The organism is Kitasatospora brasiliensis (assembly GCF_032654805.1).
Lineage (GTDB): Bacteria > Actinomycetota > Actinomycetes > Streptomycetales > Streptomycetaceae > Kitasatospora > Kitasatospora brasiliensis.
The window spans coordinates 365646-380933 of record NZ_JAUOOW010000007.1; the positions used below are offsets into that span (position 1 = coordinate 365646).

12 protein-coding genes are annotated in these 15288 nt (G+C 73.1%); 4 read left to right on the plus strand and 8 right to left on the minus strand.

From position 1 onward, the window contains the following. Nucleotides 1-138: 138 nt before the first annotated feature. The gene (locus QWJ13_RS27490; protein ID WP_316527799.1) at nt 139-1542 is read left to right on the plus strand and encodes a selenium-binding protein SBP56-related protein; all 1404 of its coding nucleotides are present in this window, start codon (nt 139-141) and stop codon (nt 1540-1542) included. 56 nt (nt 1543-1598) lie between these two features. Here QWJ13_RS27490 and QWJ13_RS27495 read toward each other — a convergent pair whose 3' ends face one another. The 6 genes from QWJ13_RS27495 to QWJ13_RS27520 all read right to left on the minus strand — a co-directional run bounded on the left by QWJ13_RS27495 (nt 1599) and on the right by QWJ13_RS27520 (nt 6916). After that, nucleotides 1599-2228 (minus strand): DJ-1/PfpI family protein, encoded by a 630-nt coding sequence (locus tag QWJ13_RS27495; protein ID WP_316527801.1) that lies wholly within the window; start codon nt 2226-2228, stop codon nt 1599-1601. Then, nucleotides 2228-3199 (minus strand): GlxA family transcriptional regulator, encoded by a 972-nt coding sequence (locus QWJ13_RS27500; protein WP_316527802.1) that lies wholly within the window; start codon nt 3197-3199, stop codon nt 2228-2230. The genes QWJ13_RS27495 and QWJ13_RS27500 overlap by 1 nt, the downstream gene beginning before the upstream one ends. A 181-nt stretch (nt 3200-3380) precedes the next feature. Next, entirely contained in the window at nt 3381-4613 is a 1233-nt protein-coding gene (locus QWJ13_RS27505) for a globin domain-containing protein (protein WP_316527803.1), read from the minus strand. 194 nt (nt 4614-4807) lie between these two features. Continuing rightward, nucleotides 4808-5275, minus strand: a complete 468-nt coding sequence (locus QWJ13_RS27510) for a DUF6114 domain-containing protein (RefSeq protein ID WP_432277622.1) — start codon at nt 5273-5275, stop codon at nt 4808-4810. A gap of 65 nt (nt 5276-5340) precedes the next feature. Then, nucleotides 5341-5997 carry a DUF6230 family protein gene (locus tag QWJ13_RS27515; RefSeq protein WP_316527805.1) on the minus strand — a complete coding sequence of 219 codons (657 nt, stop codon included), beginning with the start codon at nt 5995-5997 and terminating at the stop codon, nt 5341-5343. Between the two features lie 187 nt (nt 5998-6184). Continuing rightward, a complete protein-coding gene (locus tag QWJ13_RS27520) occupies nt 6185-6916 on the minus strand; it encodes a TetR/AcrR family transcriptional regulator (RefSeq protein WP_316527806.1) in 732 nt (243 codons plus the stop codon). 515 nt (nt 6917-7431) lie between these two features. On the opposite strand from QWJ13_RS27520, the gene QWJ13_RS27525 reads away from it, so the two are divergent. The 3 genes from QWJ13_RS27525 (at nt 7432) to QWJ13_RS27535 (ending at nt 10545) form a co-directional block, all read left to right on the plus strand. Further along, nucleotides 7432-8094: a Tat pathway signal sequence domain protein gene (locus tag QWJ13_RS27525; protein WP_316527807.1), complete on the plus strand. Its 663-nt coding sequence runs from the start codon at nt 7432-7434 to the stop codon at nt 8092-8094. Between the two features lie 145 nt (nt 8095-8239). Further along, nucleotides 8240-9121 (plus strand): AAA family ATPase, encoded by an 882-nt coding sequence (locus tag QWJ13_RS27530; protein ID WP_316527809.1) that lies wholly within the window; start codon nt 8240-8242, stop codon nt 9119-9121. Continuing rightward, on the plus strand, nt 9118-10545 hold the full coding sequence (locus QWJ13_RS27535; protein ID WP_316527810.1) for a vWA domain-containing protein: 1428 nt from the start codon (nt 9118-9120) through the stop codon (nt 10543-10545). Before QWJ13_RS27530 ends, QWJ13_RS27535 begins: the two co-directional genes overlap by 4 nt. Before the next feature lie 43 nt (nt 10546-10588). Here QWJ13_RS27535 and QWJ13_RS27540 read toward each other — a convergent pair whose 3' ends face one another. Beyond that, on the minus strand, nt 10589-11557 hold the full coding sequence (locus QWJ13_RS27540) for an alpha/beta fold hydrolase (protein ID WP_316527811.1): 969 nt from the start codon (nt 11555-11557) through the stop codon (nt 10589-10591). 148 nt (nt 11558-11705) lie between these two features. Continuing rightward, nucleotides 11706-15119 (minus strand): S8 family serine peptidase, encoded by a 3414-nt coding sequence (locus QWJ13_RS27545; protein WP_316527813.1) that lies wholly within the window; start codon nt 15117-15119, stop codon nt 11706-11708. Nucleotides 15120-15288 lie beyond the last annotated feature (169 nt).

A 15288-nucleotide genomic window follows, 5' to 3' on the forward strand; every position in this document is an offset into this window, starting at 1 on the left:
CGGCGGGGGCGCGCCTGCGGTTGTGCGCCGCCCCGGGGGGAGCCGCTCGCGCCTCCCGGCAGCTCCCTCGCGCGCCTGCTGTGCGCCGGTGGCCGTGTGGAACGCTTCCCGCACACACCAGGCCAGTTGGGAGTCCGCATGCAGCACGAGCACACCGATCCATCGCTCTACCGCTCGGCCGCCGAGGCGATCGCGGCGCCGCCGGAGAAGCTCGCGTACGTGGCCGGGTTCGACCGGTCCGGGCAGCGGCCGGACGCGCTGCTCAGCGTCGACACCGATCCGGACTCGGCGAGCTACGGGAAGGTCCTCAATTTCGCCGAACTTCCCACGCTCGGCGACGAGTTGCATCACTTCGGCTGGAACGCCTGCTCCAGCGCCCTCGCCCACGCCTGCCACCGGGACCCGGAGCGCCGCTACCTGCTGCTCCCCGGGCTGCGCTCCTCCCGGCTGCACGTGATGGACACCCGGCCGGACCCGGTCCGCCCGCAGCTGGTCAAGACGATCGAGGCGAAGGAGCTCGCCGCCAAGGCCGGCTACTCGCGCCCCCACACCCTGCACTGCGGCCCGGACGGCGTCTTCCTCTCCTGCCTGGGCGGCGCCGAGGGCGACGACGGCCCGGGCGGGGTGGCGCTGCTCGACCACACCACCTTCGAGGTGCTGCGCGCCTGGGAGACCGAGCGCGGGCCGCAGCACTTCGCCTACGACGTCTGGTGGCACCTGGGCACCAACGTGGGCATCACCAGCGAGTGGGGCACCCCGCGGATGATCGAGGACGGGGTGCTGCCGGACCTCCTGCTCGGGCGCAAGTACGGCCACGCGCTGCACTTCTGGGAGCTGGACTCCGGCCGCCACCTCCAGCGGGTGGACCTCGGCGACCAGCACCAGATGGTGCTGGAGCTGCGTCCGGCGCACGACCCGCAGGCGGAGTGGGGCTTCGTCGGGGTGGTCACCAACGTCGAGGACCTCTCCTCCTCGGTGTGGCTCTGGTACCGGGACGGCGCGGCGTTCACCGCGCGCAAGGTGATCGAGATCCCCGCCCAACCGGCCAAGCCCGAGGACCTGCCGCCCGCCCTCCAGCCCTTCGGCGCGGTGCCGCCGCTGGTCACCGACATCAACCTGTCGGTGGACGACCGCTGGCTGTACGTCTCCGCCTGGGGCACCGGCGAGCTGTTCCAGTACGACGTCTCGGACCCGTTCCACCCCCGGCTCACCGGCTCGGTACGGCTCGGCGGGATCGCCGCCCGCACCCCGCACCCGGCCGAGCCCGACCGCCCGCTGAGCGGGGCCCCGCAGATGGTGGAGATCAGCCGGGACGGCCGCCGGCTCTACCTCACCAACTCGCTCTACGGCGCCTGGGACGACCAGTTCTACCCGGACGGCATCGAGCCCTGGATGGTCAAGCTGGATGCCGACCCGGAGGCCGGCGGGCTGAGCATCGACGAGCGCTTCTACCCGCACGGCGCCGACTTCCGGGGCCTGCGCGTCCACCAGACCCATCTGGCGGGCGGCGACGCGTCCTCCGATTCCTACTGCTTCCGCTGAGCAGCCACCAGGGGCGCGGCCGTGGTCCTTGAGCCCGCCGCGCCCCTGGCCGGCCGTCAGCCCGACAGCAGCTGCCGCGCCTTCTCGACCACCTCGGGGGACGCCTTCGACATGGCCCCCGACGCGTACGGCGGCTGCGGGTCGTACTCGATCAGCAGCTGGATCGCCTGCGCCATGGTGTCCCCGGCGAGCCGGCCGGTCAGCGTCAGCGCGAGGTCGATCCCGGCCGAGACGCCGGCCGCGGTGGCGTACTTGCCGTCGATCACAACCCGCTCCGTCCCGATCGGCTGCGCCCCGAACCGCGGCAGCTGGTCCAGGCAGATCCAGTGCGAGGTGGCCCGGCGCCCCTCCAGCAGCCCGGCCGCGGCCAGCAGCAGCGAGCCGGAGCAGACCGAGGTGGTCCAGGTGGTGGTGGCGTCGACCGCGCGCACCCACTCCACCACGGCCTGGTCGGTCAGCCGGGCCGACGTCCCCGGGCCGCCGGGCACCAGCAGCACGTCGGCCGAGTCCACCTCTTCCAGCGTGGCGTCCGCGGTGAGCGCCAGGCTCTTCATGTCGGTGCGCAGCGGCCCGCGCCGGGCGGCGGTGAAGACCACCTCGGCGCCGGGGATGCGGGAGAGCACCTCGTAGGGGCCGACCGCGTCCAGGGCGGTGTACTCGTCGTACAGCAGAACGGCGATGCGCATCAGTGACCTCCGATGGGTTCGGGCCGGAAGCGGCGGCGGTACTCGGCGGGCGGGGCGGCCAGGGCCCGGACGAAGGCGCGCCGCATCGCCTCCGGGGTGCCGTAGCCGCAGGAGCGCGCGACCTGCTCGATGCCGTCGTCGGTGTCCTCCAGCTGCCGCCGGGCGGCCTCCAGCCGGACCCCGTCCACGTACCGGCCGGGCGTCACCCCCACTTCGGCGGTGAAGGCGCGGGCGAAGTGCCGTGGCGACAGCGCCGAGCGGTCGGCCAGTGCCTCGACCGACAGGTCGGCCTCCGGGTGCTCGGCGATCCACCGCTGCACCTCGCGCAGCGGCCGGCGGACCGCCACCTGGGCGGCCAGCTGGGTGCTGAACTGGGCCTGGTTGCCCGGTCGGCGCAGGAAGACCACCAGGTGACGGGCGACCAGCAGCGCGGTGTCCCGCCCGAGGTCCTCCTCGACCAGGGCCAGGGCCAGGTCGATCCCGGCGGTGACCCCGGCCGAGGTGGCGATGTGCCCGTCCCGGACGTGGATCGGGTCCGGGAGCACCTCGATGTCCGGGAACCGCCGGGCCAGCTCCTCGCAGTACGCCCAGTGCGTGGTGGCCCGGCGGCCGGCCAGCAGCCCGGCCCGGGCGAGCAGGAAGGCCCCGGTGCACACCGACACCACCCGCTCGGCCCGTCCGGCCAGCTCCCGGATCCCCTCGGTCAGGGCACCGTCCGGGTGGGCGGTGCCCTCCCCGCCGGGAACCAGCAGGGTGTGCACCGGCCCGACCTCGGCCAGGTCCGCGTCCGGCAGCAGCCGCAGGCCGCTGTGGGTGCGCACCGGGGCACCACCCGGGGAGGCGGTGGTCACCCGGTACGCGTCCGGTCGGCCGCTGGCTCTGGCCGCCCCGGCGAAGACCTCCAGGGGCCCGGTCACGTCGAGGCTCTGCACGTCCTCGAAGAGGACGATGACCACGTGGCGCGCTCTCATACGGCCAGCGTGTCAGCGGGCCGCGGTGGCAGCAATGACCTGCTTCCCACCTTTCCTGCCATCGCGTGCGGGCCGGGGCGCGTGGGTCCTGGAGGGGCACGCGGGGTGTCGAAGGCGCGCGGGGTTCAAGGGGTGCGGACGGCGCCGAGGCGCGTGGGGCGCCTCGGCGTGAGGAAGGTGGTCAGCGGTACAGCGCCTGGTCGAACCGCACCTGGGCCGTCGGCATGCCCACGGCCGCCAGCCGGGTGCGGACGGAGCCGACCATGCCGATCGGGCCGGAGAGGCAGGCCAGGTGGTCACGCCAGTCGCCGGCCGCCGCGACGGTGTCGGCGAGTTCGCCGACGGTGACCGGGGTGACGGTCAACCACGGCTTGTGCAGGCCGAGTTCGGAGAGCGCCTGCCAGTCGTACAGGTCCGCGCGGTCCCGGGCGCCGACGAACAGGTGGACCATCCGGCCGGTCGGCCGGTGGACGGCCTGCTCCTCGACGATCGCCTTCATCGGCGCGAGGCCGGTGCCGCCCGCGACCAGCAGCAGGTCCCGCGGGTCCCCGTCGGGCAGCAGGGTGCCGCGCGGCGGGCCCAGGCGCAGCCGGTCCCCGACCGAGGTGTGCTCGACGAGCGCGGCGCTGACCCCGCCGGGGCCGGTGCGGCGGACGTGGAACTCCAGCTCGTTGTCGGAGCGCGGGGCGCACCCCATGGAGTACTGCCGCCAGGTGTGCGGCAGCCCGGGGTGCTCGACGGTGCCGTACTGGCCGGCCCGGTACGGGTACGGCTCGCCGGTGCGCACCCGCACCACGGCGAGGTCGGGGCGGCGCCGCTCGTGGCCGGTCACCACGGCGTGCCAGTAGGGGGGTTCGGTGAGCGCCGAGTCGGCGCCGGCCACCATCGCGCCGACGGCGAAGCGCAGCATCCGCACCCAGGCGCCCTCCAGCTCCTCGGTCCAGCGCTCGCCGGCCCGGTGCCGGACGGCCGCGCACAGGGCCTCCTCGAAGGCCTCGTAGTGCACCGGCCGCACGCCCAGCTTCCGGTGGTCACGGCCGAGCTGGCGCAGGGTCTGCTCCAGTTCGACCGGGCGGTGGAGGTGGTCGATCAGGTGGTGGAAGATCCGTTCCAGGTGGAGCTGCTGGAACTCCATCGAGGCGGGAAAGAGCGACCGCAGGTACGGGCGGTGGCTGAACATCACCAGGTAGAGGTGGTCGATCAGGTCCGAGAGCGGGGAGATCACATCCAGGTCGCACCGGATCAGATGCTGGTCGGCGGCACCGTCGTAGCCGCCGTCCTCGCCGTAGGCGCTGATCCCGAAGTCGCCGCCGCCCGAGGAGGAGGGGGCCAGGAGTTGGCGTCGCAGGCGCATCGCGTGATGGCGGGCGATCAGGCGGTCGTACTCGGCGGTGGCGGCGGTGCCATTGCTCATGCTGCTGTTGTCCATGTCGTGCCAAGTGAACTGCCGACCCGTCGAACGCGAGAAGGGCCGATCGCCCCGGACATACCCGGGACCAACGACCCATTGCGGATGTGACGGACATTACGTCACGACGGAATCGGGAGCGGCTCAGTGGCGCCCCGCGCCCTGGTGCTCTCCCACCACCAGGACCCGGGGCACCGCCGTCAGGCTCCTGCCTGGCGCGCCTGTCGGCGCTCCAGCCGCCGCTGCCGGCCCTGGCGCAGCGGCTGGTCGGGCAGCCACCCGAAGGTGAGGCAGGCTCCGACCACCCCGAGCAGCATCCCGATCACGAAGCCGCCCAGGTTGGAGGTGATCCAGGTGGCCAGTGAGGCCAGGAGGGCGATGAAGGAGTAGAACAGCCGCTGAGCCGGGTTGAACAGGATCAGCAGGCCGCACAGCAGCATCACCGCCGGCACCAGGTACCCGGCCAGCCCCTGCATCCCGATGTGCAGGATGACGGGCAGCGGGGCCTTCAGGGTGAACAGGATCTCGGCGCCGCCGAGCGTCACCAGCAGCCCGCCCCAGAACGGCCGCCTGCCCCGCCAGTCGCGCTTGACCGGGCTTGCGGCCGGCTCGGCGGCGGGGGCGGCGACGGCCTGGACGGGTGCGGCCGCCGTCCCCTCGGCTGCCACCTCCTCGGCCCGGGCCGTGCCGCCCTCGTCGGTGCCGGCCGGCTCCGGTACGGACTCCGCCACGGTCAGCAGCCCGTGGAGCTGAAGCTCAGCCGCAGGTTCGGCAGTTTGAACCCGACGGCGGTGCTCGCGTAGTTGTGCTGGTTCAGGTGGGTCAGCGTGACGTGGTCGGCCTGCTGGCCGAACACACCGGGGTTGCCCTTGCCGACCGGGCCGGCCTTGGTGTAGGTGCTGGCGTCGCCGCCGATCTCGATGTTCTTGAACTCCGCGTCGCCGGACAGCATGTCGGAGTCGGTGGTGAGGTCGGTGGCGGAGACGGGGGTGCCGCCGTCGCCCGCGTGGATCACCAGGTTGATGCCGCCGAGGTCGACGCTCTGGCACAGGTTGGTGATCTCGGCCTTCTTGATCGCCGACACCGCGACCAGCACCTGACCGCCGGTGGAGCCGGCGTTGGGGCTGTCGGGGATCATCGAGTCCAGCGAGCCGAACTGGGCGAAGCCCTCGCCGTCCAGCTTGTCCGCGGTGATGGTGAACGGCATGCCGGAGATGGAGAACTGGGCGGCGAGCACGCCCTGGGCGGTGAGCGCCATCAGGACGCCCCCGGCCGCGACGGCCGGAACGGCCATCAGGGCGGTCCGCTTCAACCGGACCCGGCCCCTTCTCGGCCCGCTCGGCGTCTGCGGGGTCTCGGCCGCCGTGGCGGCGTCCTCGGACATGGCCATGTGTGCTCCCTGTGGATGGAGATGGGTGTGCAGGCACTTGGCACGTTGTCCTGGCGCGGACAGCGTTCCCCGGCCCGGCCGCGGCGTCCGCCCCTCGGCAGCGGGGCGGGCCCGGTCGGCGCGCGGTAGGTAACTGGGAAGCTACTGCCCGGTATTGGCCGGGTCAATACAGGTGAACGAAGGATCTTCACCAATCGGCGACGCGCTGCGGCCAGTCCCGGACACCGAGCCGTTCGGCCGCTTCCGCCGGACCGAGGAAAGGCGACAGGCAGAACATGCTCAACACCGGTAACAGATCCATCAGTTGCTCCGTCCGACCGGAGTCGATCCAGCGGTAGACCGTGCTGTAGACGCCGCCCACCACGGCGTCCACCAGCTCCTTCGAGGCCACCCCGCCCGGGAGTTGGGGCACCTCGGCGAAGAACGCCCGGAACCTGGTGAGTAGTTGGGCCCGCTCCAGGCGGCCTTCCGGGCCGACCGCCTCGATCTCGATCACCGCCATGGTGGCGAACGCCGGTGTACCCGCGAGCAGTTGGAGCATCGCACCGAGCGCCTTGCGGATTCCGCGGCACCAGTCGGATTCGGCCGTGAAGGCCGCCGCCATCCGCCGGACCACCACACCGGTGCCGTGCCGGTGCGCGGCGAGGAAGGCGTCCTCCTTACCCGTGAACAGCTCGTAGAAGACCGGCCTGGTCACGCCCGCCGCGCGGCAGATGTCGCTCACCGTGGCGTGCTGGTAGCCGCGTTCGGCGACCGTCCGGACCAGCCCGTCCAGCAGCCGTTCGCGCTGGGTCGCGGCGACCACTCCGGCGGGCAGCCGGCGCGGCCCGGGTTTGATCGAGCGGGCCGGATCGCGGCCGGTCCGGGCGCCCGGCAGCAGGACCACGTCGGCTCCGCCGAGCCATTTCCGATCCATCATCAACTCCTGTGTCCAGTATTGACATTGACGGAACACCGGGTTTACAACACTGACAGGTTTCCAACCGGTGGTCGAGCACACACCCACCGGCCGGACCTCCGGGGGCCCCGACGGGCCGGGGCGAAACGCCCAGGCCACGGGACCACAGCGGAGGCGGGAACGCGACGGCGGCAGCCGTCGACGTGCCGCCACGGCACCGCACGTCCCCGACCGAACGGCGCAGTGCCGCGGCGTTCCACGCCGCCGTCCGTCCGCAAGGCCGAACCACCGCACCGTCGCACCACTCGCAAGGCCGCACCGCCGTACGCGCACCCCGCGTACGTCCGCACCGCCGTACCGCATCGGACGGGCCCGTGGCGCCGGGCCCGCCCGCCCCCGGCCTGGTCCGAGGCCGGTACGAACCCCTCCGGTACGAAGCCCCCGGTACGCCCTGCACCTCCCCCGCCGTGCACACCAGTACACCCGCACGCGGGGGTTCCCCCACCCGTCCGCTGGACGGAGAGAGGTACACCCTCATGCGCATCAGCCGCACCCTCGCCACCGTCGCCCTCGCCTCGCTCGCCCTCACCGGGGCGGCCATGGCCCCCGCCCAGGCCGCCGGCACGGCAGTCCTGACCACCAGCGCCGGGAACGTCGCCGTCGGCGACGTGCTCACCGCCAACCTGGTCTCCGGCACCAACGCGACCTTCTACAACAGCGCCACCGGGACGAGTGGCGTCAAGTGTGCCACCTCCTCCTTCTCGGCGACCGTCACCTCCAACCCGGCCGCCCCGGGCAGCGCCACCGAGCAGCTCAACACCCAGACCTTCGGCTCCTGCACCTCCAACGTCGTGGGCGTCACCGGCGTCAAGAGCATCACCGTCACCAACCTGCCGTGGACCAACACGGTCAGCGACGCCCCCGGCAACCCGGTCTCGCTCACCCCCGGCACGGCCGGCGCGCTGGGCACCACCGTGGTGCTCAACACCATCCTGGGCAGCGTCAGCTGCAACTACCAGAACAGCACCGGGATCAGCGGCACCGCCTCGAACACCGGCAACACCATCGGCTTCTCCGGCCAGCCGTTCACCCTGGTCTCCGGCCCGAGCCTGTGCTTCACCACCGGCTACTTCAGCGCCACCTACGGCCAGGTCCTGGACACCTCCGTCGCCGGCAGCCCGGCCGTCGTGGTCAACTGACGCTCGGCTCAGGCCCACCAGTGATGGCGGCGTACGGTACCCGCACCCCGGGCCGTACGCCGCCGCACCATGGCCCGAGACAGCGAGGTGACCGGCCGGTAGGGTGGCGCCGCACGAAGACGGCGAACCGGAACGGGGCGGGTTGATGAGCGGCAGCGACGGACACGGCACGGGCTTCTTCACCTCGGTGGCGGACGCCGCCGAACAGCTGGCCGCCACCGGCTACCTGACCTCCCCCGCCGTGGCCACCACCGTCTTCCTCGCCGACCGGCTCGGCAAGCCGCTGCTGGTCGAGGGCCCCGCCGGGGTCGGCAAGACCGAACTCGCCAAGGCGGTGGCCGAGATCGGCCGCGCCCGGCTGGTCCGGCTCCAGTGCTACGAAGGCATCGACGAGGCCCGCGCGCTCTACGAGTGGAACCACGCCAAGCAGCTGCTGCGGATCACCGCCGGCCGCGACGAGGGCTGGCAGGAGGCCCGCACCGACATCTTCGGCGAGGAGTTCCTGCTCACCCGACCGCTGCTCACCGCGATCCGCGGCGAGGAGCCGACGGTGCTGCTGATCGACGAGATGGACAAGGCCGACGTCGAGGTGGAGGCGCTGCTGCTGGAGGTGCTCAGCGACTTCCAGGTCACCGTCCCCGAGCTGGGCACCATCACCGCGAGCCGCCGGCCCTTCGTCCTGCTCACCTCGAACGCCACCCGCGAGCTCTCCGAGGCACTGCGCCGCCGCTGCCTCTTCCTCCACCTTGACTACCCCGAGGCCGAGTTGGAGCGCCGGATCGTCCGGCTCAAGGTGCCCGGCCTGGACGAGACGCTGGCCGAGTCGCTGGTCCGCGTCGTCGGCGCGCTGCGCGCGATGGAGCTGCGCAAGGCACCGTCCGTCGCCGAGACCATCGACTGGGCCCGCACCCTGCTGGCCCTCGGCGCCGGCACCCTGGACGAGGGCGTCGTCCGGGACACCCTCGGGGTGATCCTCAAGCACCAGGACGACGTCCGCAAGGCCGCCCAGAAGCTCACCCTCGCGTGACCGCCGCGGCACCGGCGGACACCGCCGCCCGCCTCACCGGCCTGGTCCGCGCCCTGCGCGGGCACGGCCTGCCGATCGGCCCCGCCGAGACGGTGGACGCCGCCGCCGTGCTGGACGTCCTCGGCTTCGCCGACCGCGAGCAGATGCGAGCCGGCCTGGCCGCCGCCCTGCTGCGCTCCGAGGGCGGGCGGACGGTCTTCGACGCCGCCTTCGACCTGTTCTTCCCGCTCGGCGTCGGCACCCCCGAGGCCGTCCGGGCCGACCCGCCGCCCGTGCCCGACGACCCCGAACCGCCGCGCTTCGGGCGCCCCGACCCACTGCGCGAACAGCTGCGCGAGCGTCTGGCCGCCGCGCTGGCCGCCGACGACCGCGCCGCCCAGGCCCGGCTGGCCGGCGAGGTGATGGAGGCCTTCGGCCGCTACGGCGTCGGCGGCTCGCCGGGCTCCGACGGCTGGTCCGCCCAGCAGGCGCTCGGCCGGCTCGCCCCCGAGACGCTGCTCGCCCGCGTCCTCGCCGCCCTGCGCGAGGCGAACCCGGGCGCCGTCGACCTCGCCGACCGGGTGCTCGCCGACGAGATCCGCCGCCGCATCCGGGAGTTCCGCGCGATGACCGCCGGCGAGGCCCGCCGCCGGGTCGCCGAACTGCGCGGCCCCGAGCGGATCGCCGAACGCGCCGTCGCCCCCACCGCCGACCTGGTCGACTTCCTCTACGCCGGCCGCACCCAGCTCGCCGAACTTCGCCGCACCGTCCACCCGTTGGCCCGCAAGCTGGCCACCCGGCTGGCCGCCCGGCGCCGCCGCGCCGCCCGCGGCGAGATCGACCTGCGCCGCACCCTGCGCCGCTCGCTGAGCACCGGCGGGGTGCCGCTGCGCCCCGCCTACCGGCTGCGCCGCCCGGCCCGCCCGGAGCTGGTGCTGCTGTGCGACGTCTCCGGCTCGGTCGCGGGCTTCGCCGACTTCACCATGCTGCTGGTGCAGGCGATGAGCGAGCAGTTCAGCAAGGTCCGGGTGTTCGCCTTCGTCAACCGCACCGCCGAGGTCACCGGCCTGCTCCGGGCCGGCGACGACCCGGCCCGGCTGGCCGCCCGGATCCTCGCCGAGGCCAAGGTCACGGGCTACCACGGCAACAGCGACTACGGCTCCGCCCTCGGCGAGTTCGCCGAACGCCACCTGGACGCCGTCGGCCCGCGCACCTGCGTCCTGGTCCTCGGCGACGCCCGGAACAACAACCGCGATCCCAACCTGGACGCGCTGCGCCGGATCGACGCCCGCGCCCGCCGGATGTTCTGGCTCAACCCCGAGCAGCCCTCGCTCTGGCCGACCGGCGACTCCGCCGCCCTCGCCTACGCGGGCGTGGTGGAGATGCACTCCTGCCGCAACGCCCGCCGCCTCGGCGAACTGATCGCCCGCCTGCTGCCGGTGTAGTCGGCCGGCGGGCCCCGCGGAGCCCGCCGGCCGACCGGACGGCCTACTTCTCCAGGTGCGCCAGGAAGTCCAGCAGCGCCGCGTTCACCTCGGCCGGGCGCTCCTGCTGCGTCCAGTGCCCGGTGTCCGGCAGTCGGACGTGCCCGTGCAGCCTGGGCAGGCGGCTCAGCAGCTGGTCCAGCGCCGGGCGCGGGACCATCGCGTTGACGAGGTCCTGCTCCCCCACCACGAACAGCGCGGGCACGTCGACCGTCACCCCGGTGAAGGCGGCCAGCAGTTCGGCGTTGCGGTCGAGGTTGCGGTACCAGTTGAGACCGCCGGTGAAGGCCCGCTCGCCGCGCGCGGCGTAGTCGGCCTCGAAGGCGTCGAGATCCGCCTCGGTGAGCCAGTCCGGCAGGCGCTCCGGCTCCGGGATGCCGTCCAGCAGGCCCTTGCCCTCGGCGACGACCCACACCCGCGGCGTGCCGTCCGGCGACTTGCCGCAGAGGATGCGGCGCAGGCTGGCCCGGACGTCCGCGGCCAGCTCGGCGTCAGCGCGGCCGGGCTCCTGGAAGTAGACCTGGTAGAAGCCCTCGCCGAAGGCCGCCCGGGCGGCCTCCAGCGGCGGCGGGCCGCCCACCGGGACCGGCGGTACGCTCAGTCCGGCCACCCCGCGCACCAGGTCCGGCCGCAGCGCCGCGGTGGTCCAGGCCACCGGTGCGCCCCAGTCGTGCCCGACCAGGACCGCCCGCTCCTCGCCGAGCGCGCCGATCAGCGCCGTCACGTCGCCGACCAGGTGCAACAGGGTGTACTGGTCCACCCGTTCGGGCTGCTCGCTGCGGGCGAACCCGCGCTGATCCGGCGCGACGACCCGGTAGCCGGCCTCGGCGAGCGGCGCGATCTGGTGGCGCCAGGAGTACCAGCTCTCCGGGAAGCCGTGCAGCAGCAGGACCAGCGGCCCCTCGCCCTGTTCCGCGTAGTGCAGCCGTACGCCGTTGACCTCGACCTCGTGGTGCCTGATCGCGTCGCTCAACTCTCGACTCCCCATCCGGTTCCGTGCGTTCACTTCCGACCCTGCCCAGCCGACCGCCCCCGGAACCCCGTCCGACACCGCTCCGAACACGGCCGAGGCCGCCCCGGAACTCCGGGACGGCCTCGGTGTGGAGCGAATTGACGTGACGTCAGTTCACCGTGTAGCTGTACGGGATCGCCGCGAGCACCGAACCCGTGGTGTTCAGCACGTTGTTGGCGGTGGCCACACCGGTCGGACCGGACACCAGGTACAGCACGCCCTTGACGGTGCTGCCCTTCGGGCCGGTCGGGGTCAGCGTCACCCGGAACGAGCCGGTGGCGCCGGGGGCGACGGTCACCGGGGTGGCGGCCGAGGCCGAGGCGTTCACGCCGGCGGCGTACGGGTCACCGGTGCTGGAGGTCAGCGCCGGGTCGAAGGCCTGGGTGTGCGCGGTGGCCGAGATGGTGGAGGTGCCGGCCGGCGCCCCGGCGTTGCCGAACGGGCCGATCTGCTGGACGAAGGTGCCCCAGGTGCCGGGGACGACCGGCTGCTCGGCGGAGCCGTTGTCGGTCACCACCGAGACGGTCGAGCCGTCCTGGGCCTTCTTCAGGTCGCCGAACAGGTCGGGCGAGCCGGTGGCGGCGCTCAGCTCGATCTGCGCGGGCGTCGAGGACGCCGCCACGGCCTTGAGCCGGTCGGTGCCCGGCGGCACCAGGAAGGACGGCACCGCGGAGCTGAGGCTCAGCGGCAGGGTGACGGTCGCCGCGGCGCCCTGCGGCACCAGCGGCAGGTCGACCCGGCGGTCCAGCCGGCCGTCGGCCGCGATCTTCTGGGTGGAGACGGTGTTGTTGGTGTAGTCCACCTGGACGGTGACCGGCTTGCCGGCCGCCAGCTTGGTGCGCGCGTCGTTCGGCAGCCCGGCCGCGGTGGCCTGGTTCTGGTTGAACGCCACGGTGCCCGTGAAGTCCTGGGCGAGCTCCTGGCCGCTGACCGGGCCGAGCACGTTCAGGACGAACCGCCAGCGGCCCGCAGCCGGGTTGACGGCGGTGGCGGAGACGCCGTTGCCGGTGCCGGTCAGGTTGCCCTGCGCGTCGAACTGCCCGTTGCCCTCGATGTCGACCGGGGTGCCGTTCGGGCTGATCAGCGCGCCCTGCATGAGCAGCTTCGGGTCCTTGGCGACGGTCAGGCCGACCCGCAGGTCCTTCTGGCCCTTCGGGACGTCGAAGGCGTACGAGAATCCCTGCGTCGGCGAGGCGCTGCGGGCGTTGCCACCGGTGATGGTGCCGGTGAAGGTGCCCTTGCCCTGGTTGACCGGGACGAGGCTGCGCAGCGTCACCGGGACGCTGGTGGTGTTGCCGTTGGAGCCGGAGACGACCACGGCCTCGCTGGAGTCACCGCTGGTGGCCGGGGTGGTGAGCTGGACCTTGAGGGTCTTGGTCTGGCCCGGCTTGAGGTCGGTGGTGTTCGGGCTGACGGCGCCGGCCGGCACCGCGCGCTGGGTGGCGGTGCCGAACTGGACGGCGCCGGTGTAGCCGGCCGCGCCGGCCGGGGTGTAGAGGACGGCGGTCCACTCGCCGGCCACCGGGTGCGGGACGTCCACCAGGCCGAAGTTCGCCGGGGTGGCGCCGCCCTGCGGACGGGTGTTGGTCTCGAAGCGGCCCGAGGGGTCGAGCAGCGTCATCCGGACCACCGGCCCGTTGGTGACCGGGTTGGGCGCGCCCTGCCAGGCGATCGAGGCCGCGAGGCGGTCGGCGCCGGCCGGGACGGTGAACTTGACCTGCTTCTGCACCCAGTCCGCGCCGTTGGTCGCGTACTTGAAGGTGTCCGTCGAGGCCGAGTCCAGCTGGACGGTCTGCTGGTTGCCCGACTGCGGCGCGAAGCCGCGGGTCGTGGCGCTCACCGTCTGGGTGCTGTCACTGGTGTTGGTGACGGACACGTCGGCGGTGTGGGTCGAGCCGGGGGCGCCGGTGATGTCGACCTGGCCGGTGTTGACCACGACGGTCTTGGCACCCTCGGTGCCGTCCCCGCCGTGGTAGCCGCGGGCGGCCTCGACGGCGGCGCGGACGTTCAGCAGGCCGGCGCCCTGCTCCTCGGCCGGCACGCCGAGGTCGGTGGCGGTGCCGGTGATGAACTTCTTCACCAGCGCCGGGGTGGGCGAGTCGCCGCCGTGGGTGTCGCGGTAGGCCTGGATGACCAGGGCCGCGGCGCCGGTGACGAACGGGGCCGACTGGCTGGTGCCGCCGAAGGGCTGGATCGGCGAGGGCCGGCCGTTGTAGCCGGTGCACTCGGTGTACTTGACCGGGTCCGGCGTGCACACCGACCAGTCCGACTCGCCCGGGGCGACCAGGTCGACGGTGCGGCCGGCCTGGGTGAAGCCGCCCGAGGAGAGCGCGGAGATCCGGTTGTCGCTCCACTTCCCGTTGGAGAACTTGGACGCCGCGTAACCGGTCTGCTGGTAGTTCTGGTTGTCGGTGGAGGCGCCGACCGCGATCACGTACGGGTCGGTGGCCGGGGTGCCGACCGTACCGCTGATGCCGGCGTCGCCGCTGGAGACGGCGACGGTGACCCCGGCCTTGACGGCCTGCTCGTTGAAGAGCGAGATGGTGTCGTGGGCGCCGCTGTCCGGGGTGACGTTGCCGCCGAACGACTCGTTCAGCACGTCCACGTGGGCGACCCGCACCGCGTAGTCGATCGACTGGAGGATCGAGGAGTTGGACATCATCTCGCCGCCGGCCTTCAGCGCGACCAGGTCGGCGTCCGGGGCGAGGCCGCGGATGCGGATGTTGCAGCCGGCCGGCAGCGGGTGCGAGGGGTTGACGAACGCGGAGACGTCGTAGACCTGGCGGCCCTGGGCGATGACCGCCGAGGCGTCGCCGAAGGCCTCCGCCGCGCCGCTCGGCGCGTCCCAGCCGTCGCCCGCGAAGTCCTGGTAGTCGACCACGGCGTGGGAGCCGTCGGCCCGGATGAAGTCCGGGTTGTTCGGGTCGAGCGCATCGGCGATGTAGGCGACCTTGACGCCCTTGCCGGTGGCCAGGTCCTCCACGCCGGGCTTGCCGTTGCCGGTCACGGCCCGGGTCGAGTACAGGCCCTCGGGCTCCAGCAGCGGCTTGCCCGGGTCGGACGGGCAGACCGTGTTGGTCGCGTTCTCCTCGCCGCCCTGGCCGTTGCTGCCCGAAACGGCCTGCGCAGCGGTGGCGTCCTTGGGCGCCTTGGCCGTGGCGGCGTCCTTGGCCGCCTTCGCCTTTCCGGCGGCCGGCGGGGCGACCTGGACCTGGGTGTCCGCCACCACGGCGGAGACGGCCGGGTCCGCCTGGAGCTGGGCGCGCAGCGCGGGGCTGACCGTCGCCGAGAAGGCGTTGCCGACCACGAAACTCTTGATATCGGTACCGCCGGCCGCCTTGACCTTGTCCAGCAGCGGCGCCTGCGCGGCGGCGGTCTTCTGCTGACGGGCGCCCAGGTGGCCGTGGTCGGCCGGGGCGTCCGCGATCTGGTCCTTGAGAATGACGATCACCGGTACCGGGGCCCCGTCCGCGGACGCCGCCTGGGCGTTCTGCGGTTCGGGGGCCGGAGCCGCGGTGGCCATGGTCCCCAGGCTCAGGACCATGGACGCGGCGGTGACCGTGACGGCGGCTGCTAGCTGGGTTTTCCGCCAGCCGATCATGTAAATCCTCTCGTCAAAATGAAGAGCTGACGCATTCCAACGCACCTGAGAGGATCACGACAAGAGGTTTAATCCCCATCAGAAAGTAAAG

Bases quoted from the DNA above. Each gene is read 5' to 3' on its own strand.
- QWJ13_RS27490 (WP_316527799.1), top strand. From the start codon at position 139: ATGCAGCACGAGCACACCGATCCATCGCTCTACCGCTCGGCCGCCGAG.
- QWJ13_RS27495 (WP_316527801.1), bottom strand. From the start codon at position 2,228: ATGCGCATCGCCGTTCTGCTGTACGACGAGTACACCGCCCTGGACGCG.
- QWJ13_RS27500 (WP_316527802.1), bottom strand. From the start codon at position 3,199: ATGAGAGCGCGCCACGTGGTCATCGTCCTCTTCGAGGACGTGCAGAGC.
- QWJ13_RS27505 (WP_316527803.1), bottom strand. From the start codon at position 4,613: ATGAGCAATGGCACCGCCGCCACCGCCGAGTACGACCGCCTGATCGCC.
- QWJ13_RS27515 (WP_316527805.1), bottom strand. From the start codon at position 5,997: ATGGCCATGTCCGAGGACGCCGCCACGGCGGCCGAGACCCCGCAGACG.
- QWJ13_RS27520 (WP_316527806.1), bottom strand. From the start codon at position 6,916: ATGATGGATCGGAAATGGCTCGGCGGAGCCGACGTGGTCCTGCTGCCG.
- QWJ13_RS27525 (WP_316527807.1), top strand. From the start codon at position 7,432: ATGCGCATCAGCCGCACCCTCGCCACCGTCGCCCTCGCCTCGCTCGCC.
- QWJ13_RS27530 (WP_316527809.1), top strand. From the start codon at position 8,240: ATGAGCGGCAGCGACGGACACGGCACGGGCTTCTTCACCTCGGTGGCG.
- QWJ13_RS27545 (WP_316527813.1), bottom strand. From the start codon at position 15,119: ATGGCCACCGCGGCTCCGGCCCCCGAACCGCAGAACGCCCAGGCGGCG.